Raw genomic sequence first — 22047 nt, forward strand, 5'->3', positions numbered from 1 at the left:
GCGGAGCTCTGCATGTTCGGTCTTGATGCGTTTCATCTTGCAAGGATCCAGTTCGCCTTTACGGTTTCCTTCCACATTATTTTTCCGGCGATCACCATTGGTCTTGCCAGCTACCTTGCGGTGCTGGAAGGGCTTTGGCTGAAAAGCAAAAATCCCGTCTGGCGCTCGCTCTACCAGTTCTGGTCGAAAATTTTCGCCGTTAACTTTGGTATGGGCGTGGTATCCGGTCTGGTGATGGCCTACCAGTTTGGCACCAACTGGAGCGGGTTTTCCGAGTTCGCCGGCAGTATCACCGGGCCATTGCTGACCTACGAGGTGCTCACGGCGTTCTTCCTTGAGGCCGGATTCCTCGGCGTGATGCTGTTTGGCTGGAACAAGGTTGGCCCTGGATTACATTTTTTCTCCACCTGCATGGTGGCACTGGGTACGATTATCTCCACCTTCTGGATCCTTGCCTCCAACAGCTGGATGCAGACGCCACAGGGCTATGAGATAGTCAACGGCCAGGTCGTGCCGGTGGACTGGTTCGCCGTCATTTTCAACCCGTCGTTCCCCTACCGCTTGCTCCACATGTCGGTGGCGGCGTTTCTCAGCAGCGCATTGTTTGTCGGGGCCTCAGCGGCCTGGCATTTGCTGCGCGGAAACACGACTCCTGCTATCCGCGCCATGTTTTCGATGGCGCTGTGGATGACGCTGATTGTCGCACCGCTTCAGGCGCTCATTGGCGACATGCACGGCCTGAATACTCTCAAACATCAGCCCGCCAAAATCGCCGCCATTGAGGGCCACTGGGAAAACCCGCCGGGGGAACCCACCCCGCTGCTGCTCGTCGGCTGGCCGGATATGGAACAAGAACGTACCCGCTATGGGCTGGCGATCCCGGCGCTGGGCAGCCTGATCCTGACCCACAGTCTGGATAAACAGGTCCCGGCGCTGAAAGAGTTTGCGAAAGAGGATCGCCCCAACGCCACGATGGTGTTCTGGTCGTTTCGCATCATGGCGGGTCTGGGGATGTTAATGATCCTGCTCGGTGTTTGTGCCCTGTGGTTACGCTACCGACAGCGTCTTTATACCTCACGACCGTTCCTGCGCTTTGCTTTATGGATGGGGCCGTCAGGGTTGATTGCCATTCTGGCGGGTTGGGTCACAACGGAGGTCGGTCGTCAGCCGTGGGTGGTTTACGGGCTGCAACGTACTGCTGATGCGGTCTCCGCACATGGCGATCTACACATGAGTCTTTCTCTGCTGGCGTTCTTTGTCGTCTACAGCTCAGTCTTTGGCGTGGGTTATAGCTACATGATCCGCCTCATCCGCAAGGGGCCACAGGACACGATTGCTCCGACGCCGCCCACCGGCACGCCAGCCCGGCCGCTGTCTGCCGCCGTCCTCGACTCTCAACATGAGGCACACCGCTAATGGGTATTGATTTATCGGTAATCTGGTTCGTCATCATCGTCTTCGCCACGCTGATGTACATCGTGATGGATGGATTCGACCTGGGTATTGGCATTTTGTTTCCCGTTATCCGCGATGCTGACGATCGCGACGTGATGGTTAACAGCGTCGCCCCGGTCTGGGATGGCAATGAAACCTGGCTGGTCCTCGGGGGTGCCGGGCTGTTCGGCGCGTTTCCGCTGGCCTATGCGGTGATTATTGACGCGCTCACGATCCCGCTAACGCTGATGCTCATCGGATTGATTTTTCGCGGCGTCGCCTTTGAATTTCGCTTCAAAGCCACGCCAGCCCATCGTCCGTTCTGGGATAAAGCGTTTCTCTGCGGTTCGATGCTGGCGACGTTCACCCAGGGCGTGGTGGTGGGTGCGGTGATTAACGGTTTTGCCGTCACCGGTCGCCGTTTCAGCGGCGGCCCGTTTGACTGGTTCACCCCTTTCACCCTGTTCTGTGGCGTTGGTCTGGTCGTCGCTTATGCGTTGCTGGGTGCCACCTGGCTGGTGATGAAAAGCGAGAACCCCTTGCAGGATAAGATGCGTACTGTCGCGAAAAAACTCTTGCTGGCGATGCTGCTGGTCATCGCGCTCATCAGCCTGTGGACGCCACTTGCGCACCCGGCGATCGCTAAACGCTGGTTTACGCTGCCGAATCTGTGGTTCCTGCTGCCGGTTCCGCTGCTGGTTGCGGTGATTGGCTTCTGGTTATGGCGAACGCTTAACCAGCAAGACAGCCACGCGCTGCCCTTTGTGTTGACCCTTGGTCTGGTTTTCCTCGGTTTCAGCGGGTTGGGGATCAGCATCTGGCCGTACATCATTCCGCCTTCCATTACGATCTGGCAGGCTGCTGCGCCCGCGCAGAGTCAGGGCTTTATGCTGGTCGGCGCGTTACTGATCATTCCCATTATTCTGGTTTACACCTTCTGGAGTTACTACGTATTCCGTGGCAAAGTTCAACATGGCGAGGGGTATCACTGATGCAACAATCTGTCTGGAACCGCCTGATGTGGCTGGTGATTTTGTGGGGCGGCAGCGTGCTGGCGCTGGCTGCCGTGGGCATGTTCTTTCGCCTGATCATGACGGCGGCAGGATTTAAATCGCATTAAGATTATGCCGGATGACGCTGCGTTTATCCGGCATAATCGTTAACCTTTACGACGCTTTGGCAGCGTTTTCATCAGCTCTTCCGGGCTGACGGAAGCCACCACGCTGCCGGGCAGCGGCATCTTCAGGATATGATTTTTGATTTTACCGATCACATGCATTTCGCACGGGCGGCAGTCAAATTTCAGCGTTAACACCTCATCGCCGTTAACCAGTTGCATCGGCGTTGCCTTCCAGCTTTTGATATTGCCCTTCGCCTGTTTCGGGCACAGATTAAAGGCAAAACGCAGACAGTGTTTGGTGATCATCACCGGCACATCGCCCTTTTCTTCATGCGCTTCATATGCCGCATCAATCAACTGCACGCCATAGCGATGGTAAAACTCGCGCGCTTTATGGTTATAAACGTTGGCCAAAAAACTCAGGTGCGTTTGCGGGTAAACCGGCGCAGGTTCAGACACCGGTTTGCGAACGCCGCGTTGATAGCCCGCCAGGCGCGCGGCATCCAATAGCTCCACCGCTTCCCGGCGAAACGCATTAAGCTGGCTGTTCGGCACAAACAGCGCCCCCGGCAGGTTCACCGCGATATCGCGGGCGTAATAGAGAGTCTGCCCCAGTTTCGCCAGTCCATCCTTCAGACCGTTCAGCGCTTTTTCCGCGTTGTTGGCCTCATCAAACTGTCCGTCCAGCGTATGGGTGATGCTGACGCCCTCTTCGCTGGTCAGCGTCAGGATCAGCTGTTCCTGCCAGCCGCCCAGTTCAATATCCACGGCAACCCGACGCTCGCTTGAGGTTTTGGTTAACGCCTGCTGCCAGTTATGGTCAAGATTGCGATTCAGCGGATGGGGCGGACGCAGTTTATGCAGTTCGGCGGGCATCTCGTTCGGCCAGACGCGATAGCGATGATGTCCGGTTTTTTCGACGGTATTGGCGCGAAAGCCAACAACATCGCGGTTGATCAGGACGTTAAGACCGTCACCGTTTGCCAGCGGTTCACTGACTTCAACGTCGAGGTGATCTTTCGCCACTTTCAGCACGTCACCCACCGGCAGACCGATAAACTTCGGCGAATCAAAGGCGCCAATATCCCCTTTACGCGCATTCACAAAGTAGTCGGTGCTGCCGCGATGGAATGTTTTATCCGTTGACGGCGTGAAGAAATGTTCCGTACGCCCGGCAGAAGCCCGCGCCAGGTCGTCGCGATCCTCAATAATGGCATCCAGCATCTGACGATAGTGCGCGGTGATGTTTTTTACATAGCTCATGTCTTTGTAACGCCCTTCAATCTTGAAGGAGCGCACGCCAGCGTCGATCAGCGCACCCAGGTTGGCGGTCTGATCGTTATCTTTCATCGACAGCAGGTGTTTCTCATACGACACCACTCGTCCTTGATCGTCTTTCAGGGTGTACGGCAAACGGCACGCCTGCGAGCAGTCGCCACGGTTGGCGCTGCGCCCCGTTTGTGCATGCGAGATATAGCACTGTCCCGAATACGCCACGCACAGCGCGCCGTGGACAAAGAATTCTATTGTAGCGTCGGTCGCCTGATGAATAGCCTGAATCTGTTCAAGACTCAGTTCCCGCGCCAGTACTATCTGCGTAAAACCCACGTCAGAGAGGAATTTGGCTTTCTCCACGCTGCGAATATCGCACTGGGTGCTGGCATGCAGTTCGATGGGCGGGATGTCGAGTTCCAGGATGCCCATGTCCTGTACGATCAGCGCATCAACGCCGGTCTGGTAGAGATCGGTAATGAGCTGCTGCGCGGGGTCCAGTTCATCGTCGTGAAGAATCGTATTCAGCGTGACAAAGATTTTCGCGCCATAGCGATGGGCGAACGGCACCAGTTCGGCGATATCTTTCAGGCTATTGCTGGCATTATGACGCGCCCCAAAGCCAGGACCGCCGATATAGACGGCATCTGCACCATGTAAAATGGCTTCGCGGGCAATGGCGGTATCACGTGCCGGGCTTAACAATTCAAGGCGATGTGGGGACTGGCGCATAGCGTTGTTGTATCCAGTAGCAGCAAAATGGCGGCTATTGTAGTCAGAAGCGCCACGTTGCGAAATAGTTTTCCCGCTTAACTGCGTGGGTAATGGATAAGCGAATGAAAGTGCACGGTCTGTTCGCTGCTGTTGCGATAGGCATGGGCGCGGTCACCCGCAAAACGAATTCCTTCTCCGGCACGGATCACGCGCCATTGCTGGTCAATGCACATCTCCAGTGCGCCCGCTATCACGACCACATGTTCAATCACGCCAGCTTCATGCGGTGTGGATTCGCTGAGCGCGCCGGGTGCCAGCAGAATCGAAAAGTGGTCAAACCGTAGCACCGGATCCCACGGAAATAACGGCGTCACGACCATCGCCTGCTCTTGCGGATCAAACGTCGGCAGCGGTTCAGTTTCCGGCGGTGAAATAAAAGTGGAGAACGGGACGTTCAGTCCGGTGGCAATCTTCCATAACGTCGCCACCGTGGGACTGGATTCGTTGCGCTCAATTTGCCCGAGCATTGCTTTTGAAACACCGGTCGCTTCAGCCAGGCGCGATAAACTCCACTCCCGCTGCTTGCGTAATGTTTTTAAGGTGTTCGCCAGATAGTGCGTCAGGTTGTCCATTGGTATCCTCCCAAAAGGTCAGCTTACCACTTGTACGTTATAACGCCCAGATGCTAGATTAAACGACCGTTATAACGCACAGGAGGGCTTATGCGATCATTCTCCCTGCCATTACCCACACTGCTTTCTGGATTTGTCGCCGTACTGGTTGGCTATGCCAGTTCTGCGGCCATCATCTGGCAGGCCGCCGTGGCAGCGGGCGCCAGCACAACGCAAATTGCCGGCTGGATGACCACCCTTGGCATCGCAATGGGTGTCAGTACGCTGCTCTTGACGCTCTGGTATCGCGCCCCCGTACTGACGGCGTGGTCAACGCCCGGCGCGGCGCTGCTGGTGACCGGACTCCAGGGGCTGACGCTGCCAGAAGCGATTGGTGTGTTTATCATCGCTAACGCGTTAATCGTACTGTGTGGCGTGACGGGATTATTCGCCCGCCTGATGCAGGTGATCCCCCACTCGCTGGCGGCGGCCATGCTGGCCGGGATTTTGCTCCGCTTTGGCCTGGAGGCATTTGCCCGTCTCGGCGACCAGTTTCTGCTTTGTGGCGGTATGCTGCTGGCGTGGTTAGTGATGAAGAGGATTGCGCCGCGCTACGCGGTCATTGCGGCACTGATTGCCGGCGCGGTCATTGCGCTATTCGAAGGTGACATTGTCACCTCTTCATTCGCCATGACCCCGGTGTTACCCACCTTTATTGCCCCTCAGTTTTCTCTGGCCCACGCTCTGGGCATTGCTGTACCGCTCTTTCTGGTGACAATGGCGTCACAGAATGCGCCCGGCGTGGCAACGATGAAAGCCGCCGGATACGATGTCCCCGTTTCACCTTTGATCATTGTCACCGGATTACTGGCACTGCTGTTTTCCCCTTTTGGCGTCTATTCCATCTGCATTGCCGCCATTACTGCGGCGATTTGCCAGAGTCCGGATGCCCATCCGGACGCCGCTAAACGCTGGTTGGCCGCCGCGGCCGCCGGGATGTTCTATCTGTTAGCCGGTATTTTCGGCAGTTCGATTACCGGCATGATGGCGGCCCTGCCGACGAGTGGCATTCAAATGCTGGCGGGACTGGCGCTGCTGGGGACGATTTCGGGTAGCCTGTACCAGGCGCTGAATCATGAAAACGAGCGTGATGCCGCCGTGGTGACGTTTCTGGTCACCGCCAGTGGGCTGACGCTGTGGGGAGTGGGTTCGGCATTTTGGGGACTGATCGCAGGCGGGATCTGCTACACCGTCTTAAGGTTAGCCCGACGCGCGTAACTGCGTCGGCGTCTTGCCCGTCACCTGCTTAAAGCGATTGCTGAAGTGGCTCGGCGAACTGAATCCGCAGGCCAGCGCAATCTCCGTTAACGGACGCTGTGAGTGACAGACCAGCTGCTTTGCCACGGCCATCCGGCGCTGCATCACGTACTGATGCGGTGCCATTTTCATCGACTGGCGGAACATTCTGGCGAAATGAAATTCACTCAGCGCGGCTTCATACGCCAGATCGGCTAGCGTCAACGGTTCCGCCAGGTGGGCGTCGATATAGGCCAGCACATTGCGCAACGTCACCGGCGCCAGTCCGCCCGTTACCGTCGGCAATCGCCACTGCACGTTGCTGTAGTGCTGAATAATATGAGTCATCAGAAGTGACGACGCGGCGCTGAGCGTCAGGTGATTCGCGGGTTGATGCCAGTCGTTACCCAGCAAAAACTGTCGGTAGACCGCCGTAATGCCCGGATCGTTACCAAACGTCCGTTCATCCAGCGTAAAGCGGTATGGACTTTTGTCCCAGACCTTTTCCCCCACGTCACGCAGATGCGCGTCGGTGCAGTAGAGATGCACGAACGAGAGGTTGTCACGGATATCCCAGGTGGATTCACTCTCTTTTGGCAACAGGCAAAAGCGGTCCGGCCCACCGCCATTTTTCCAGCCAGAAGCCGTTTTCTGATAACTTTCGTAGCCATCCGCGACATACAGACTGAGCGTGTGATGATCGCAATACTGCGTGATGGTATCGCGCTTGTTTGACCATGCCGCTAACTGAACGCCCGAACGCAGCTCGACCGACTCCTGCAACACGGCATTGTGCTGACTCAATTTTTCAAAGGCATCGTAAGACCGGGTCATACCACCACATAAACGCTGTTGTTCAGGCATTCAGTCTATCGCAGGTCATTGCGGTTACCACCCGCCGGACAGAAAAAAGCGCAAGATTTTGCAAGTATCCCGCAAATCGATGAAAGCGCGTCCCACCTGAGATCGGCGACAGTCAATTATCGGGTAAGAAGAGAGAATAATGATGAACGCACTATTGTATTGTCTGGTCGTGGTTATCTGGGGTACCACATGGATCGCCATTTATTTGCAGCAGGGCCCCGTTGCCGCACCGGTCTCGATTTTCTGGCGCTTTGCGGTGGCGACGGCATTGATGATGGTCATTATGCTGCTGCGCGGAAAGTTACGCACGCTATCGCTACGTGACCATCTGTTCTGCCTGCTGCAAGGGAGTTGCGTCTTCTGCTTCAACTTCTGGTGTTTTTATACCGCAGCGGCCTGGATCAATACGGGACTGGAGTCAGTTATCTTCTCCATGGCGGTTCTGTTTAACGCGGTGAACAGTTTCTTCTTCTTTGGGCAAAAACCGCCGCTGCGCTTTTATTGCGCCGCCGCGCTGGGACTCACCGGTATCGTCACCCTCTTCTGGCACGATCTGATGAGCAGCGGCTTTAGCGGATCGCTGCTGCTGGGCATTGGTCTTAGCGCACTGGGGACATTTGGTTTTTCACTGGGAAATATGATAAGCCTCCGCCATCAGAAAAAGGGTCTGGAAGTGATGACCACCAACAGTTGGGCCATGCTGTATGGCACGCTGTTGATTGCGACGATTGCACTTGTGCGTGGGGATAATTTCACCCCGCAGTGGACCTTCAGTTATCTCGGCGCCCTGCTGTATCTGGCCGTTTTCGGATCGGTCATCGCTTTTGGTGCCTACTTTACGCTGGTGGGGAGAATTGGCCCGAGCAATGCCGCCTACAGCACGCTGCTATTTCCGCTGGTTGCGCTGTCATTTTCTACGGTTTACGAAGGCTATAGCTGGCAGGTGAATGCGGTGGCCGGGCTGGTTCTGATTCTGGTGGGAAATCTGGTGATGTTTGCCCGCCCACCGGCACTCTTGCGCCGCCGGACGGCATAAAGAAACGCGCCATCAGACGATGGCGCGTGGCAATTATTTCCGGTTTATGTCAAACATGGTGGCATCTGTCGCCATGTCATCAACCACTTTCTTCAACGTTTCAAACGCCATTGGCGTGCTCTGGTTGTTCAGGTCCTTACCTTCGCCCTGACGAACAACTTTAATCACCGGCTTATTGGTTGCCGCATCAATTAGCTCGCCTTCAAAGTAGAGATGGGTGTCCATGGTACGGTGACCGGTTGCCATTTGTGTACCGGCAACCACCAGCGCCACAGGTACCACTTCATAGAATTGCAGCCCTTCTTTACTGGTATCTACCCCCGTGATCGCACCACGGAAGATCAGGCTACGCGGCCCCGGCGTGGTCACCAGCGGTTTACGTTGACCAACGGCAGTTTTCAGTTTCGTGTTGGTGTAGGTCAACAGCTGATCGAGCACCTTCTGGCCGACCTGAGTGGTCGGTTTTGGTACCGGATAATAGGTTATTGGATTCCAGACAATGTTGTCATATTTGGTTTCGCTATAGCCGGGATCGACCCAACGTAACACCGGATGCCCGGTGGCGGATTTTGTTTCCTTAAGACCAGAGTAGTCTTTTAAAAAACCAGAATATTTATCTGGCTGTGTGACTTTTGATGCACAGCCGGATAAGGCCAGTAAACCAGTAAGCACTGCAACTTTAAATAAAGTATGAGTACGCATGAAACGATCCCTTAGAATATGCAGATATGCAATTGAAATAGTAGCAAAGGGAAATCATCTGCGTTGGACTAAAAATGGTAACCACAGCACAATTTATTTCAGAGCGCCCATATTTAGGAAAAATGCTGGGCGCTGAGGAGGTTAGCGGCGCTTTCGCTTAGGCCATTTTACGCGCCAGCAGCGTGGCGAAGCGCAGTTTAATTCGGTTGCCGTTGGCATCAGTACGATGCAGTTCGCCAACATCTTCATTATATTTCAGTAATTCCCAGCCTTCGTAATAACGACGCAGTTCCCCTTCTTTAAAAGCAAACGGGAATCCTACCGTGCACGGAAAATCAGCGGTATCCATGGCGGCAACAATCAGGTTATAACCGCCCGGTTTGGTGCAACGCTGCATATTGTCGATTAAACCCGGAATCGTTTTGGCTTCCAGGAACATCAGTACCACGGTGGAGAGAATAAAATCATATTCGCCTTCAAACGTCAGGGCGTTGAGATCCACCACTTTCGCCTGGAGATTGTCCAGCCCTTCTGCCGCTTTGATACGTTCGACGTTGGCGATACTCATCGGGTTTTTATCCCACGCGGTCACGTCATAACCCCTCGCCGCCAGATACAGACTGTTACGGCCATTGCCACAGCCTAAATCCAGCGTTTTTCCCGGTTTGACGACCTTCACCGCCTCCAGAACGTCAGAGTGAGTACGGGTTAAGTCATATTTTTCAGTGAAGTAATTTTCATCACGAAGGGTCATTTTTTATCCTCAGATTTCAGTAATGCCGCACGTTCTGTGCGAATGAGCAGTTTTCCCTGCATCAGTAGTGCGAACGTGCGTACCAACAATAATGCGATGATAACATTAGTAAAGATGAACAACGGCACCGCCAGCGTGTGAAAAAAGCCAGCGGGACTGGCGTGGCCAAGATGCAGTCCGGTGGTCGCCAGGGCCGACACGCCGAACGAGAAACTCCAGAATGAGGCGTTAAACGGCTGCGACAGATACCAGGGCATCAGGCGCAGCATAAACAGGAGTTGCAGCAGGCCGTAGCCAAATAACATTTTTGCCAGCGTATCGCCCTCACCGCCGTTGACGCTCAGCCAGGCGCTACAGGCCACCAGCGCAGGCGCAAGCTGGATCCCCAGCGAAGTCCGCATAGCGGTGGGCAATTCGCCGGCGCTGCGCAGACGCTGCAAGATAACCGGCTCCAGGCTCAGCCAGGAAAAAACGCCCGCCCCTAAAAAGACCAGTCCGGCATCGGTATAGCCTAATGCGCCGCAGGCCATCGCGCTGATGAAGTTGTTAGCGACCGTGGGTAAATAGAGTCCTGGCGTTGTTGCCTCTTGTGGGTGCGAGCCGCGCCACAGCCCGGCGGTCTGCCATGCTGCGTAAACCAGTTGAATGACGACCCCGACGCTAAACAGGCCAATCGCCAGCGGACGACACCACGGAACAAAACCAATCGCCACCAGCATCGTGGTGGCCGGAAACAGGCTGACAAAACTGCTCATCACCGGATGGCGAATCTCGGCGATCACGCTGTGCGGAAGGCGGATCAGACGCGTGATAAACGCCAGCGTCAGCAGTCCCCATATCACCATCGCCAGCATCACCAGACCGTCGCCGAACCAGTGGCTGACCGACCAGATCTGGCTGGCATAGCGCCAGGCAAAGCCCATTCCAATCGTCCCAAGGACCATGCCGAAGTAACCGGCGGGAAGATTCAGGACGCGATCGCTACTCTTGTTGTTGCTCATTTTGTTTAATTTATAAAGTATATTTTAAATGCATTTTATGGAATTTTATCCGCGTTAGCCAGCGTCGCAGAATTTGCTACGGTTATAGTAAGCGACTAAACGGAATGCCTTCATGCGTAAATACCGACTCAGCGACGAACCGCGCGCGTTCAGTTACCTGGATAATGGCAATAAAAAGAGCGTATTACTACGCCAGATTATCGCACTCGTTGACTTTAATGATGTGAAAACCGGTGACGCTGGCGGCTGGATTGATGATGAAAGCGTGCTGGCCCATACCGGAGATTGTTGGATTTACGACGAAAACACGCTGGCCTTTGCCGGCTGTATAATTTCGGGCAATGCGCGTATCACCCAGCCCTGCCTGCTACGCGACAACGTCAGCCTTGGCGATAACGTCTGGATAGACCATGCGGAGCTCAGCCACGGTGCCAGAATCAGTGACAACGTCACGATTCAGTCATCCACGGTTCGCGGCGACTGCCACCTCTTTGGCGACGCGCGGATTCTGCAACAATCAGAGATTGTCGCGGCGCGCGGACTCACCGTCGAGCGCGATCGGATCCTGCAAGTTTATGACCGCGCCACGGTTATCAATTCACGCATTGTCCACCAGGCGCAAATCTATGGCGACGCCATCGTCAGCTACGCGTTTATTGAGCATCGGGCCGAAGTTTTTGATGACGCGCTGATTGAAGGTAACGACGAAAATAACGTCTGGATTTGCGATTGTGCGAAAGTCTACGGTCGTGCGCAGGTAATAGCCGGCACCGGGGACGATGCGATCCCCACCCTGCGCTACAGTTCGCAGGTGGCGGAACAGGCGCGAGTGGAAGGCAACTGTGTCCTTAAACATCACGTGCTGGTGGGCGGAAACGCCGTGCTGCGCGGCGGTCCCATTTTACTCGACGATCATATTCTGATTGAAGGCGATGCGCGTATTCTCGGTGAGGTACTGATTGAAAATCACATCGACATCCGAGGACGCACCACCGTTGAGGCCGCCACAGACGAGGCCATTCACCTGCGCGGCCCGAAAGTGTTCAACGGTGAACAGCATATCACTCGCACACCGCTGATTGGTTCACTGTAGCGACGAATCGATGATTCGTGCGTACAGATTAACATCGTCATAGTGACCGTTCAGGAACTCCGCCTGCTTCAGGCAGCCTTCAAGCGTAAAGCCATTGCGCTGTGCCACCTGATTGCTTGCCAGATTTTTTACCCGACATTTGATAACAAAGCGGCGAATTTCGCCTCGCCCGGCATAGTGATGAATAAACGCCTGCAACGCGCGCGACAGGATCCCTTTCCCCTGCTGCGCTTCATCTATCCAGTAACCGATATAAGCCGCTTTGTTCAACGGCTCGATCTGATTAAACGACAGCACGCCCAGCATCTCCTCGCCGTCGAAAATCAGGAACATTTTGGCATAGCCCCGCTGGTGGAGCATCATGTTGCCCTGCACGGATTTTCGCGAATCCTCTTCAGCGTTGACGTATTGCGGCCAGTCTAAAAACTGCTGTAGCCAGGCACTGTTTTTACGTACCAGTTGATACAGCCCGGCAACGTGACATTCCTCTACCGCCCGTAGTTGTAGCGTGTCATTGATCTCAATAATTTCACTCACCCGTATTCTTCCTCCCGCGTTCAGACATTCATCAGCATTGAGCGTTTTTATTCTACTTACCTCACATTATTTTTTATTTCCTCTACTTTCGCTATTTCCACGTGAGACTGCTCACAATTATTCGCCCAGCCAGCGCCTATAAAACGCTCAACGAGTGATTGTTTTATCTTCTACGGAGATCCTTATGTCATTTTCTGTGCAGGAAACACTGTTCTCGCTTTTGCATCTCAATGCCGTTTCAGGGCATGAAAACAGCGTCGCTGAGGTCATGCTACGCGAATTTAAACGTCAGGCAAAAGAGGTCTGGCGCGATCGGTTAGGAAATGTCGTCGCCCGCTACGGTAGCGATAACCCGAATGCCTTGCGACTGATGATGTTTGCCCACATGGATGAAGTCGGCTTTATGGTGCGCAAAATTGAGCCGTCGGGATTTTTGCGCTTCGAACGTGTGGGCGGCCCGGCGCAGGTCACTATGTCCGGTTCGGTCGTCACGCTCGCCGGAGATAATGGCCCGGTGATGGGATGCATCGGCATTAAGGCGTACCACTTTGCAAAGGGGGATGAACGCACGCAATCACCTTGCGTCGATAAACTGTGGATTGATATCGGCGCGAAGGATAAAGCCGACGCCCTGCGGATGGGCATCCAGGTCGGTACGCCGGTTACGCTGTATAACCCACCGCAACTGCTGGCGAACGATCTCGTGTGCAGCAAAGCGCTGGACGATCGTCTGGGGTGCACGGCGCTGCTGGGCGTGGCGGATGCCATCGGCACAGCGTCGCTGGATATCGCGGTTTATCTGGTGGCGTCCGTGCAGGAAGAGTTCAACATCCGCGGCATTGTCCCGGTTTTACGCCGCGTTAAGCCGGATCTCGCCATCGGCATTGATATCACGCCGTCATGCGATACGCCGGATCTGCAGGACTACTCCGACGTCCGGGTCAACCAGGGGGTCGGCATCACCTGCCTGAACTATCACGGACGTGGCACGCTGGCCGGTTTAATCACGCCACCGCGACTGATCCACATGCTTGAGCAAACGGCCCTTGCGCACCATATTCCCGTGCAGCGCGAAGTCGCGCCCGGTGTTATCACCGAAACGGGCTATATCCAGGTTGAGCAGGACGGCATTCCCTGCGTCAGCCTCTCTATCCCTTGTCGCTATACCCATTCTCCCGCGGAGGTCGCCAGTCTGCGCGATTTGACTGACTGCATTCGCTTATTGACCGCCCTGGCTGGTATGCCAGCCGGGCACTTTCCCGTTGAGCCTGATTCAGGCACTACACAAGAGGCAAATCCATTATGAAAAAGATCCTTGTGGCATGCGGTACCGGCATGTCGACGTCAACCATGATTGCGCACAAGTTGCAGGAGTTCCTTGCTGAACAAGGCATTCCGGCAAGCACCGCCCAGTGTTGTCTCAATGAGATCCCGCTGAATTGTAACGGCATGGACCTGATTGTGACGTCCATGCGTACCAATAACGATTACGGTATTCCCACGTTAAACGGCGCGGCACTGCTAACGGGAATTAACGACGACGCCTTGAAGCAAGAAATCAAGGCACTGTTAACGCAATAACAAGGAGGCATTATGTTTGACTACATCCTGTCTCTCGGTGGTACCGTCTTTGTTCCCATCATCATGATTGTGATTGGGTTGATCTTCCGTATTCCCTGGCTGCAGGCGATCAAAGCCGGGGTCACGGTAGGGATTGGTTTTGTCGGAATGGGGCTGGTGATCGTCATGGCGATCGACAGCCTCAGTCCGCCCATCAAAGTGATGATTGAACGCTTTGGTCTGACCCTGCATGTGTTTGACGTCGGCGCAGGACCGGCCTCTGGCGTCGGGTACGCCACCGCCATTGGCGCAATGATTATCCCGATTATTTTTCTGCTCAACGTCGCGATGCTGGTCACCCGTCTGACCAAAACCATGAACGTCGATATCTATAACTACTGGCACTACGCCATTACCGGCACCGTGGTCCAGTTAATGACCGGCAGTCTGATTTATGGCGTGCTGGGTGCCATTTGCCACGCGGCATTGTCGCTGAAAATGGCCGACTGGACGGCTAAGCGCGTGCAGAACATCGTCGGACTGGAGGGGATCTCCATTCCGCAGGGCTATGGTTCCAGTTCGGTACCACTGTTCGTTCTCCTCGATGCCATCTACGAAAAAATTCCGTTTATGAAAGGACGCAACATTGATGCCCAGGAGATCCAGAAACGCTACGGCATGGTCGGCGACCCGGTCATTATCGGCGTGGTGCTCGGTCTGATCTTTGGTCTCGCGGCGGGTGAAGGATTTAAAGGCTGCGCCAGCCTGATGATCACCGTCGCGGCGATTATGGTGCTGTTCCCGCGCATGATCCGTCTGATTGTTGAAGGGTTACTCCCCATCTCCGACGGCGCACGTAAATTCTTCCAGAAGCATTTTAAGGGACGTGAGGTGTATATCGGTCTGGATACCGCCGTCACGCTGGGTCACCCCACCACCATTGCCGTTGGCCTGTTGCTGATCCCTATCATGTTGATTCTCGCCAGCATCTTGCCCGGCAACAAAGTGCTGCCGCTTGCCGACCTGCCCGTCGCACCGTTCTTTATCTGTATGGCGACGGTTATCCATCGCGGCGACCTGATTCGCACCTTAATCAGCGGCGTGATTGTCATGGTCACCGTCCTGCTGATCGCCACGCAGTTTGCCCCCTACTTCACCGACATGGCGCTTAAGGGCGGTTTCAGCTTTGCCGGTGAAAACGCGCAAATCTCTGCACTGTCCGTAGGCAACATGTTTGGCTGGTCAATTTCGGAGCTGATGTCGCTTGGCATTATTGGCGTCGTCGTGGCGGTGGGTATCGTCGCCAGCGTCGTGCTGTTCTTACGTAAACGTGAACTATCGGAATAAGGAGTACCTTCAATGAGTTGGCTGAAAGAGGTTATTGGAACGGAAAAAGCTGTTATTGCCATGTGCCATTTGCGCGCATTGCCCGGCGACCCGAGCTTTGATGCGCAGAAAGGGATGAACTGGGTGATCGACCGCGCCCGGGACGATCTGCTGGCGCTACAAAATGGCGGCGTGGATGCCGTGATGTTTTCCAACGAGTTTAGTCTCCCCTATCTCACGAAGGTTCGCCCGGAAACCACCGCGGCAATGGCGAGGGTGATTGGACAACTGATGAGCGAAATCCGCATCCCGTTTGGCGTCAATGTGCTGTGGGATCCGGTCGCGTCGTTCGACCTGGCTATGGCGACGGGCGCATCGTTTATTCGCGAGATTTTTACCGGTGCCTACGCCAGCGACTTCGGCGTCTGGGACACCAACGTCGGTGAGACCATACGTCATCAGCACCGCATCGGCGCGGGTGGGGTCAAAACGCTGTTCAATATTGTGCCTGAAGCGGCGGTATATCTGGGCAATCGCGATATTTGTTCCATTGCGAAATCCACCGTCTTTAACAACCATCCGGATGCCCTCTGCGTCTCTGGTCTGACGGCGGGCGCACGCACCGACAGCGCCCTGCTAAAGCGGGTAAAAGAGACGGTGCCGGATACCGTGGTGCTGGCGAATACCGGCGTGTGTCTGGAAAACGTTGAGGAACAGCTTAGCATTGCTGACGGTTGCGTAACGGCCACCACCTTTAAAAAGGACGGCGTTTTCGCCAACTTTGTCGATCAGGCGCGGGTCAGTCGGTTTATGGAAAAAGTGCATCATATACGGCAATAAAAAAGGGGATAAGCAGAGCGCTTACCCCCGGTAGTACAGCGATCCCTGCCGCCTTCGTCAAAAGTCTCGACGGGGATCGCTATCAGAGTAACCCTAACCGGCAAGGAGTCAACGACTGATGATAAACGATGTTAAGTGGGTGCAGACACAGCGCGAGGCCAAAGACTGGCGCCAGGCCGTCGAGATCGCCGCTCGCCCGCTGATTACCTTTGGCGCTGCGCAACCGGGCTACGTGGACGGCATTATCGACAACACGCTGAACTGGGGGCCGTACTATTTAATTGCCCCCGGTATCGCCTTACCCCATGCGCGGCCCGAACAAGGGGCTAACCACAATCAGGTCAGCATCACGACGCTTAAAACGCCCGTCGCGTTTGGTCATGAGGAATGCGACCCGGTCTGGCTGCTGCTGTGCGTCAGCGCGACGGATGCCAATGCGCATATCCTCACCCTCCAGCGCATCAGTCAGTTTATTGATTCACCCGAACGACTCGCGGCGGTGCGACAAGCGCAAACCGACGCCGCGCTGTTTGCGCAGGTATGCGGATAACGGAGGCGATGATGATTCTGCACCCTTCTCTTGCGTCGGCGGATCCACTGCACTACGGGACGACGCTGACTGCCCTGGCCGATGCCGATATGGGTTCACTGCATCTGGATATCGAAGACAGCAGCTTTATTAACAACATTACCTTTGGCCTCAAAACCGTGCAGGCCGTCGCCCGGCAGACGACACATCCCCTCTCATTTCATTTTATGATTTCCCGCCCACAGGACTGGTTTTCTGCTCTGGCAGAACTCAAACCGGCGTGGATTTTTGTTCATGCTGAAGCGCTGGCATATCCTTCTGAAACGCTGGCACAAATAAGGCTTATCGGCGCGAAAGCCGGGCTGGCGTTTAATCCGGCCACCCCTGTTGACGCGTATTGCTATCTGGCACCACACCTGGATGCGCTGATGGTCATGACCAGCGAACCCGACGGCGTCGGTCAGCAGTTCATTCCCGCCCTGTGTGAGAAGGTCCGTCGCGTACGCGACTGTTTTCCTGAAGCGGCGTGCTGGGCCGACGGTGGCATAACGCTTTCCGCTGCACAACAGCTGGCGACAGCGGGCGCGCAGCATCTTGTCGTGGGACGCGCGCTGTTCTCATCAGAAAACTATCACGCCACGTTATCCCGGTTTGCCGGACTGTAAGAGGAGATTGCTTCGATGAGCCAACAGCGCCCTGACCGTATCAAACAGATGCTGCACTATCTGTGGCAGCATCGTCATCTCTCTACCCAGCAGGCCATGGAACTGTTTGGCTATGCGGAGGCCACCGTCCGTCGTGATTTCCAGTATATCGCCAGCCAGTATCCCGGCATGATTCGCGGTCACGGCAGCCTTGATTTTGACGACAGCATGGATGACAAAGAGTATGTTTTTGATGTCAAACGGACATTGCAGGCGGAGGCCAAAAAAGAGATTGCCGCCCTGGCCCGCACGATGATCAAAGACGGCGACTGTTTCTTTCTTGATTCCGGTTCCACCTGTCTGGAACTGGCGAAATGTCTGGCCGATGCGCGGGTGAAAGTCATCTGTAACGACATCAAAATCGCCAATGAGCTGGGCTGTTTTCCGCACGTCGAGAGCTACATCATCGGCGGACTGATTCGTCCGGGTTACTTTTCGGTGGGTGAGAGCCTGGCGCTGGAGATGATCAATGCGTTTTCGGTAGAACGGGCCTTTATCTCCTGCGATGCGCTGTCGCTGGCAACGGGGATCACCAACGCGACGATGTTCGAAGTCGGCGTTAAAACGCGGATTATTCAACGCGCCCGCGACGTGGTGCTGATGGCCGATCATTCAAAGTTTGATGCCGTCGAACCTCACGCGGTGGCCACGCTCTCATGTATTAAAACGATCATCAGCGACAGCGCGCTCGCGGATGACATTGTGCAGCGCTACACCCACGCGGGATGTCATCTGGTGTTGCCACATCGCTGAATGACAGGCACAAAAAAGCCGCCAGGGCCGGCGGCTTAGCTTGCTGACACAGAAGGAAAAAGCGTGGTTTTCCTTCTGTGCGGTTAGCGGCTCATCAACGCGGATTACCCCGCATCAACGCTTTCTTTCTGCAGTATTTTGAGCATATCGTCCTTAAGCTGGAGTTTCTGTTTTTTCAGACGAACGACTTCGAGATTGTATCCCCGACCATCGGAACCTTCCAGCCTGGCAATTTCATGATCAAGGTTGTTGTGCTTTTCGAAAAGAGACAGAAAGCGAGGATTCTCGGATTTCAGTCGGGAAATCAGATCTCTGTATTCTGGAAACATACGCTCTCCCTGTTAGTGATAAACCATGTGTATAAGAAATACACTCCTTCAGCTTACTCATTTGACTTAGGGAAAAATGCGAACGGGATCGTGTTTAATTCCTGTACAGATATTTCACGCTCATCTCTGATGACGCCCTTCGCATAACGAAGGGCGTCGGCGTCGATTAACGCATCACGCGGTCGTCGACGTAGTTACGTTTATCCGGCGCAGGCGGGAAATACTGATACAGCCAGGTTTCACTGATCGCCTCTCCCTGACAGCGCAGGAACATACGCATATCCACCGGATCGGTCGAGTCAGACGTCGGGTACCAGTCGAACTGGATGCGATAACCGTCAAACGGTTCAACGTAGAGGATCTCAATCTGTTTCGCTTCACCGCTGGACAACGTAATCACCGGCTCAATGCCTTTCGGCGCGGCCGCTTTCAGATCGCCACCCACGAAATCGACCGCAAAACGCCGTGCCCATTTCTCCGGATAGTGCTCACCCGGTGCCCAGCCTTCCGGGAATCCACCCATACCGGTGCGGGTCGCCATCACGCGCGCCAGCGGCGAACGGACCGGCGGCTGTGCGCTCCAGTACAGACGGTATTTGTATTCCAGCTCGTCACCCGCTTCGATGGCTTTTTCCGGCTGCCAGAAGCAGACCACGTTATCCAGCGTTTCGCCAGTCGTCGGGATCTCCATCAGGCCGATGGTGCCTTTGCCCCACTGGTTACGCGGTTCAACCCACAGGCTTGGGCGCTTGTTGTACCAGCCCATGATGTCCTGATAGTGGGTAAAATCGCGGTCCAGTTGCAGCAGGCCGAACCCTTTCGGATTGTTATCGGTATAGGCGTTGAATTGCAGCTTCTGCGGATTGTTCAGCGGGCGGCAGATCCACTCGCCGTTACCGCGCCACATCGCCAGTCGATCGGAGTCGTGGATCTGCGGATGAATGGTGTCGCACATGCGGCGTTCGTTATTGCCGCAGCTGAACATACTGGTCATCGGGGCGATGCCCAACTGTTTGATGTCTTTGCGGGCATAGAGACGATTTTCGACATCCATGATCACCTGGCTCTTCTCGCAGTGAATCACGAACTTATAGGCACCGGTGATGCTCGGGCTGTCCAGCAGCGCGTACACGGTAAACGAGGTGGCGCCTGGTTTCACCGTATCGAACCAGAAGGCGGTGAAATCCGGGAACTCTTCTTTGGTGTCGGTGTAGGTGTCAATTGCCAGACCGCGCGCGGAAAGCCCGTACTGATAGGTATCATCAACCGCACGGAAATAGCTTGCGCCAAGGAAGGAGACGACGTCGCGACGCGCCAGTTCGGGCGCTTTGAAGACGCGAAAACCGGCAAAGCCGAGATCGGTTTGCCCTTCCAGTTGTTTGGTATCAACGCCGGCATCATTGTATTTAAACAGTTCCGGACGGAAGTGGATCTCACGCGCCTGATGGGTGCTGGAATCAACGGAGAACATGCGTACGCGGCGACGAAAGCCCATCCCGACGTGGAAGAACTGCGCATCCAACTGGCGGTCTTCGACGTTGTTCCACAGCGATTGCGCGGCATCGTACTGAATACTGTTGTAGGCCTGCGGCGTCAGATTCGCCAGCGTATTAGGCAACGCACGCGGCGCACCGCCCCACGGTTTCTGCGCGAGATCGTGCGCCATGGATTGCAGTACGGAAAAATCAAAGCGGACGGTTTGTCCGTCTGCAATGTCGGATTCCGCCGCATAAGCAGCACGGGTGAAGAGTGAAGCAATACCGCTGGTACCGCACACGGCGGCCATTGCCATTGAACCTTTAATAAATCGTCTGCGATTCATACCTGAAAGTAAATCCTTCTGGTCATGTGAAGGGTCCCGCGCTGGCGCTCGACAGCGGCAAGAAGTTGCATAATTCTGACCGCTCACTCTAGACAAAATTCATTAAGAATCCAATTGTTGGCCGCTGATTATCTGAACAAAACGGAAAATATTTCGTGTCGATGAGAACAGACTGATTCCCACGTAAATTTTCCCGCACAAACTTTCAGCTTGTGCAAAGTTAGTCGAGACTGACATGGTGGGCCATCACCCGTTTAAAGAGCGAAAGCCGCGCCCGCATGAACCGGTTCTCAACCTTAAATCCGGCGAACTTGTTCAGCCCAATGCGCAACAACCGATCGCGGCCCTGAATACAGGCAGGCCAGCGGACCGGTCCGTGAAGCACATCGCAAGACCGGCTGGCATGACGGGCGAAATTGACCCAGTAATCCGCAACGTGGGCGGCAAAAGCGAGATCGTTAGCGTTCACGTAATTGCGCGAGGGCTCGGCGAGCATCAATGTATCAAAAACATAAGGCACTTCATTGCCATGCCATGCGCCGTTGGCGTAGGTGTGATGCTCCGTTTCCGCAACGTAATCGAACCAGTAACGCCAGCACGGTTCGCCAACCCGCTGCTGCGCCTGCATCACCACATAGCCCAATGCCGTAAACGCCATATCCCGACACACATGCCGCCCCAGCTCTTCATCGCCCTTCACACCCGGATACAGCAGCTTAATCAGGCCGAGTCCCAGCCTGCGTTCACGACGTAGTTTCTGGATTTGCCCGGCAAGGTCGATGCCAAAGACGGCCATCACGCTGGCTTCATCGCTGTTCGAGCCAATCATCATGGGCATTGGGTGTTGTCTGGCGGCAAAAAAGACGTCCAGCATCGGTTCCGGCAGTATTGCATCGCCGGAGATGGGCGTCGGCGCAATTTTATACGGCGCGCCCAGCGGCCAGAATGCCTCAGCCGGAATGGCGCGAAGTTGTTCCGCCGTCGCGTTCTGCAAGCCAAAGTGCTCTGCCAGCGCAACACCGTTTTCCAGGGCAATCTCGCGAGGCGTGTCCGGCAGCGTGTAGCCGCTCTGTACAATCGCTTTATGAAACAGCCCTTTCCCGCGCGGAGAGGCTAACAGCGAGAGTACGCTGCGCGCCCCGGCCGACTCCCCAAACAGCGTGACGTTTTGCGGATCGCCGCCGAACGCGGCGATGTTTTCCTGAACCCAGCGCAGCGCGGCAATCTGGTCGAGCAGCGCGAAGTTATTGAGGCACTCGCCCTCTTCGCCTTCCAGCGCCGGATGGGCAAAAAAGCCGAGATGACCGAGGCGATAATTGACGGTAACGACAACCACGTCACGCTTCGCCAGCGCAACGCCGTCATAAGGTGGCAGATTGCCGGCACCGATGGTGTAGCCACCGCCGTGCAGCCAGACCATTACCGGAAGCGGCTGATGACGTTTCGCCGGAGACCAGACGTTGAGATAGAGACAATCTTCAGAAAAAGCGCCCGGATCGCCGCCGCCCAACTCTTTGCAGTATTCAATGTCCTGCCAGCTTGCACTGGAGAAGGTACTGGCGTCACGAACCCCGGACCAGGGGGCGACCGGTTGAGGTGCTCGCCAGCGTCGTTCACCCGTTGGCGGCGCGGCGTAAGGAATGCCGCGCCAGAGGTGGGTGTCATCCTGTACAACACCCATCAACTGGCCCTGCACCGTTTTAATCAGTGGAATGCTGGGATTGACCATGTCCATGTTTACCCGTTAATC

The 22047-nt window shown here is 55.3% G+C and carries 23 protein-coding genes; 13 read left to right on the top strand and 10 right to left on the bottom strand.

The window, feature by feature from the left end:
• Positions 1-12: 12 nt before the first annotated feature.
• From QQZ17_RS18425 to QQZ17_RS18435, 3 genes are read left to right on the top strand one after another with little or no spacing between them, the layout of a single operon-like run.
• Positions 13-1416: a cytochrome ubiquinol oxidase subunit I gene (locus QQZ17_RS18425; RefSeq protein WP_152404583.1), complete on the top strand. Its 1404-nt coding sequence runs from the start codon at positions 13-15 to the stop codon at positions 1414-1416.
• The gene (gene cydB, locus QQZ17_RS18430; protein ID WP_152404580.1) at positions 1416-2426 is read left to right on the top strand and encodes a cytochrome d ubiquinol oxidase subunit II; all 1011 of its coding nucleotides are present in this window, start codon (positions 1416-1418) and stop codon (positions 2424-2426) included. The genes QQZ17_RS18425 and cydB overlap by 1 nt, the downstream gene beginning before the upstream one ends.
• Positions 2426-2554 (top strand): DUF2474 domain-containing protein, encoded by a 129-nt coding sequence (locus tag QQZ17_RS18435; RefSeq protein WP_152404578.1) that lies wholly within the window; start codon positions 2426-2428, stop codon positions 2552-2554. The genes cydB and QQZ17_RS18435 overlap by 1 nt, the downstream gene beginning before the upstream one ends.
• 39 nt (positions 2555-2593) lie before the next feature.
• Here QQZ17_RS18435 and QQZ17_RS18440 read toward each other — a convergent pair whose 3' ends face one another.
• Entirely contained in the window at positions 2594-4558 is a 1965-nt protein-coding gene (locus QQZ17_RS18440; RefSeq protein WP_152404576.1) for a peptidase U32 family protein, read from the bottom strand.
• Between the two features lie 77 nt (positions 4559-4635).
• Positions 4636-5172, bottom strand: a complete 537-nt coding sequence (locus QQZ17_RS18445) for a helix-turn-helix domain-containing protein (protein ID WP_152404574.1) — start codon at positions 5170-5172, stop codon at positions 4636-4638.
• Positions 5173-5262: 90 nt separating this feature from the next.
• Between QQZ17_RS18445 and QQZ17_RS18450 the strand changes: the two genes are divergently transcribed.
• The gene (locus tag QQZ17_RS18450) at positions 5263-6429 is read left to right on the top strand and encodes a benzoate/H(+) symporter BenE family transporter (protein ID WP_152404572.1); all 1167 of its coding nucleotides are present in this window, start codon (positions 5263-5265) and stop codon (positions 6427-6429) included.
• Here QQZ17_RS18450 and QQZ17_RS18455 read toward each other — a convergent pair.
• Complete coding sequence (locus QQZ17_RS18455) at positions 6412-7281, bottom strand: helix-turn-helix domain-containing protein (protein ID WP_152406329.1); 870 nt, start codon at positions 7279-7281, stop codon at positions 6412-6414. The two genes, QQZ17_RS18450 and QQZ17_RS18455, sit on opposite strands and share 18 nt — an antisense overlap.
• 172 nt (positions 7282-7453) lie before the next feature.
• Between QQZ17_RS18455 and QQZ17_RS18460 the strand changes: the two genes are divergently transcribed.
• Positions 7454-8347, top strand: a complete 894-nt coding sequence (locus tag QQZ17_RS18460; RefSeq protein ID WP_152406328.1) for a DMT family transporter — start codon at positions 7454-7456, stop codon at positions 8345-8347.
• A gap of 33 nt (positions 8348-8380) precedes the next feature.
• On the opposite strand, the gene QQZ17_RS18465 is transcribed toward QQZ17_RS18460, so the two are convergent.
• From QQZ17_RS18465 to tehA, 3 genes are all read right to left on the bottom strand, one after another.
• Positions 8381-9049, bottom strand: a complete 669-nt coding sequence (locus QQZ17_RS18465) for a DUF3313 domain-containing protein (protein WP_152404570.1) — start codon at positions 9047-9049, stop codon at positions 8381-8383.
• 157 nt (positions 9050-9206) lie between these two features.
• Complete coding sequence (gene tehB / locus QQZ17_RS18470) at positions 9207-9803, bottom strand: tellurite resistance methyltransferase TehB (RefSeq protein ID WP_152404568.1); 597 nt, start codon at positions 9801-9803, stop codon at positions 9207-9209.
• Positions 9800-10804 carry a dicarboxylate transporter/tellurite-resistance protein TehA gene (gene tehA, locus QQZ17_RS18475; protein ID WP_152404566.1) on the bottom strand — a complete coding sequence of 335 codons (1005 nt, stop codon included), beginning with the start codon at positions 10802-10804 and terminating at the stop codon, positions 9800-9802. Before tehA ends, tehB begins: the two co-directional genes overlap by 4 nt.
• A gap of 112 nt (positions 10805-10916) precedes the next feature.
• Between tehA and ydcK the strand changes: the two genes are divergently transcribed.
• Positions 10917-11897 (top strand): YdcK family protein, encoded by a 981-nt coding sequence (gene ydcK, locus QQZ17_RS18480; protein WP_152404564.1) that lies wholly within the window; start codon positions 10917-10919, stop codon positions 11895-11897.
• Here ydcK and rimL read toward each other — a convergent pair.
• Positions 11889-12434, bottom strand: a complete 546-nt coding sequence (gene rimL, locus QQZ17_RS18485; RefSeq protein ID WP_152404562.1) for a 50S ribosomal protein L7/L12-serine acetyltransferase — start codon at positions 12432-12434, stop codon at positions 11889-11891. The two genes, ydcK and rimL, sit on opposite strands and share 9 nt — an antisense overlap.
• Before the next feature lie 184 nt (positions 12435-12618).
• Here rimL and QQZ17_RS18490 point away from each other — a divergent pair, with 184 nt between their 5' ends.
• The 7 genes from QQZ17_RS18490 to QQZ17_RS18520 all read left to right on the top strand — a co-directional run bounded on the left by QQZ17_RS18490 (position 12619) and on the right by QQZ17_RS18520 (position 18146).
• Positions 12619-13740, top strand: a complete 1122-nt coding sequence (locus QQZ17_RS18490) for a M42 family metallopeptidase (RefSeq protein WP_152404560.1) — start codon at positions 12619-12621, stop codon at positions 13738-13740.
• The gene (sgcB, locus tag QQZ17_RS18495; protein ID WP_152754380.1) at positions 13737-14015 is read left to right on the top strand and encodes a PTS sugar transporter subunit IIB SgcB; all 279 of its coding nucleotides are present in this window, start codon (positions 13737-13739) and stop codon (positions 14013-14015) included. Before QQZ17_RS18490 ends, sgcB begins: the two co-directional genes overlap by 4 nt.
• Before the next feature lie 12 nt (positions 14016-14027).
• On the top strand, positions 14028-15341 hold the full coding sequence (sgcC, locus tag QQZ17_RS18500) for a PTS sugar transporter subunit IIC SgcC (protein WP_152404556.1): 1314 nt from the start codon (positions 14028-14030) through the stop codon (positions 15339-15341).
• 12 nt (positions 15342-15353) lie between these two features.
• On the top strand, positions 15354-16160 hold the full coding sequence (sgcQ, locus tag QQZ17_RS18505) for a BtpA family protein SgcQ (protein WP_152404554.1): 807 nt from the start codon (positions 15354-15356) through the stop codon (positions 16158-16160).
• A 118-nt stretch (positions 16161-16278) separates the two neighbouring features.
• Positions 16279-16710: an SgcA family PTS sugar transporter subunit IIA gene (gene sgcA / locus QQZ17_RS18510; protein WP_152404552.1), complete on the top strand. Its 432-nt coding sequence runs from the start codon at positions 16279-16281 to the stop codon at positions 16708-16710.
• 11 nt (positions 16711-16721) lie between these two features.
• Positions 16722-17354: a ribulose-phosphate 3 epimerase family protein gene (locus tag QQZ17_RS18515; RefSeq protein WP_152406327.1), complete on the top strand. Its 633-nt coding sequence runs from the start codon at positions 16722-16724 to the stop codon at positions 17352-17354.
• 15 nt (positions 17355-17369) lie between these two features.
• Entirely contained in the window at positions 17370-18146 is a 777-nt protein-coding gene (locus QQZ17_RS18520; RefSeq protein WP_046480931.1) for a DeoR/GlpR family DNA-binding transcription regulator, read from the top strand.
• 104 nt (positions 18147-18250) lie between these two features.
• Here QQZ17_RS18520 and QQZ17_RS18525 read toward each other — a convergent pair whose 3' ends face one another.
• From QQZ17_RS18525 to QQZ17_RS18535, 3 genes are all read right to left on the bottom strand, one after another.
• Positions 18251-18475: a YdcH family protein gene (locus QQZ17_RS18525; RefSeq protein WP_042318909.1), complete on the bottom strand. Its 225-nt coding sequence runs from the start codon at positions 18473-18475 to the stop codon at positions 18251-18253.
• Positions 18476-18641: 166 nt separating this feature from the next.
• On the bottom strand, positions 18642-20297 hold the full coding sequence (locus tag QQZ17_RS18530) for a glucan biosynthesis protein D (protein ID WP_152404550.1): 1656 nt from the start codon (positions 20295-20297) through the stop codon (positions 18642-18644).
• A 220-nt stretch (positions 20298-20517) separates the two neighbouring features.
• Positions 20518-22026 carry a carboxylesterase/lipase family protein gene (locus QQZ17_RS18535; RefSeq protein WP_152406326.1) on the bottom strand — a complete coding sequence of 503 codons (1509 nt, stop codon included), beginning with the start codon at positions 22024-22026 and terminating at the stop codon, positions 20518-20520.
• Positions 22027-22047 lie beyond the last annotated feature (21 nt).

The sequence above is a fragment of the Citrobacter sp. T1.2D-1 genome (genome assembly GCF_950098555.1).
In the GTDB taxonomy this organism is placed as follows: Bacteria; Pseudomonadota; Gammaproteobacteria; order Enterobacterales; family Enterobacteriaceae; genus Citrobacter_A; species Citrobacter_A telavivensis.

What these genes read in the sequence shown, in the direction of transcription:
- QQZ17_RS18525 (WP_042318909.1), bottom strand. Translation starts at nt 18,475, where the DNA reads ATGTTTCCAGAATACAGAGATCTGATTTCCCGACTGAAATCCGAGAAT.
- QQZ17_RS18435 (WP_152404578.1), top strand. Translation starts at nt 2,426, where the DNA reads ATGCAACAATCTGTCTGGAACCGCCTGATGTGGCTGGTGATTTTGTGG.
- QQZ17_RS18450 (WP_152404572.1), top strand. Translation starts at nt 5,263, where the DNA reads ATGCGATCATTCTCCCTGCCATTACCCACACTGCTTTCTGGATTTGTC.
- QQZ17_RS18535 (WP_152406326.1), bottom strand. Translation starts at nt 22,026, where the DNA reads ATGGTCAATCCCAGCATTCCACTGATTAAAACGGTGCAGGGCCAGTTG.
- QQZ17_RS18490 (WP_152404560.1), top strand. Translation starts at nt 12,619, where the DNA reads ATGTCATTTTCTGTGCAGGAAACACTGTTCTCGCTTTTGCATCTCAAT.
- ydcK (WP_152404564.1), top strand. Translation starts at nt 10,917, where the DNA reads ATGCGTAAATACCGACTCAGCGACGAACCGCGCGCGTTCAGTTACCTG.
- sgcB (WP_152754380.1), top strand. Translation starts at nt 13,737, where the DNA reads ATGAAAAAGATCCTTGTGGCATGCGGTACCGGCATGTCGACGTCAACC.
- QQZ17_RS18530 (WP_152404550.1), bottom strand. Translation starts at nt 20,297, where the DNA reads ATGAATCGCAGACGATTTATTAAAGGTTCAATGGCAATGGCCGCCGTG.
- QQZ17_RS18425 (WP_152404583.1), top strand. Translation starts at nt 13, where the DNA reads ATGTTCGGTCTTGATGCGTTTCATCTTGCAAGGATCCAGTTCGCCTTT.
- QQZ17_RS18460 (WP_152406328.1), top strand. Translation starts at nt 7,454, where the DNA reads ATGAACGCACTATTGTATTGTCTGGTCGTGGTTATCTGGGGTACCACA.
- tehB (WP_152404568.1), bottom strand. Translation starts at nt 9,803, where the DNA reads ATGACCCTTCGTGATGAAAATTACTTCACTGAAAAATATGACTTAACC.
- sgcA (WP_152404552.1), top strand. Translation starts at nt 16,279, where the DNA reads ATGATAAACGATGTTAAGTGGGTGCAGACACAGCGCGAGGCCAAAGAC.
- QQZ17_RS18445 (WP_152404574.1), bottom strand. Translation starts at nt 5,172, where the DNA reads ATGGACAACCTGACGCACTATCTGGCGAACACCTTAAAAACATTACGC.
- QQZ17_RS18465 (WP_152404570.1), bottom strand. Translation starts at nt 9,049, where the DNA reads ATGCGTACTCATACTTTATTTAAAGTTGCAGTGCTTACTGGTTTACTG.
- tehA (WP_152404566.1), bottom strand. Translation starts at nt 10,804, where the DNA reads ATGAGCAACAACAAGAGTAGCGATCGCGTCCTGAATCTTCCCGCCGGT.
- sgcQ (WP_152404554.1), top strand. Translation starts at nt 15,354, where the DNA reads ATGAGTTGGCTGAAAGAGGTTATTGGAACGGAAAAAGCTGTTATTGCC.
- QQZ17_RS18440 (WP_152404576.1), bottom strand. Translation starts at nt 4,558, where the DNA reads ATGCGCCAGTCCCCACATCGCCTTGAATTGTTAAGCCCGGCACGTGAT.
- cydB (WP_152404580.1), top strand. Translation starts at nt 1,416, where the DNA reads ATGGGTATTGATTTATCGGTAATCTGGTTCGTCATCATCGTCTTCGCC.
- QQZ17_RS18520 (WP_046480931.1), top strand. Translation starts at nt 17,370, where the DNA reads ATGAGCCAACAGCGCCCTGACCGTATCAAACAGATGCTGCACTATCTG.
- QQZ17_RS18455 (WP_152406329.1), bottom strand. Translation starts at nt 7,281, where the DNA reads ATGACCCGGTCTTACGATGCCTTTGAAAAATTGAGTCAGCACAATGCC.
- sgcC (WP_152404556.1), top strand. Translation starts at nt 14,028, where the DNA reads ATGTTTGACTACATCCTGTCTCTCGGTGGTACCGTCTTTGTTCCCATC.
- QQZ17_RS18515 (WP_152406327.1), top strand. Translation starts at nt 16,722, where the DNA reads ATGATTCTGCACCCTTCTCTTGCGTCGGCGGATCCACTGCACTACGGG.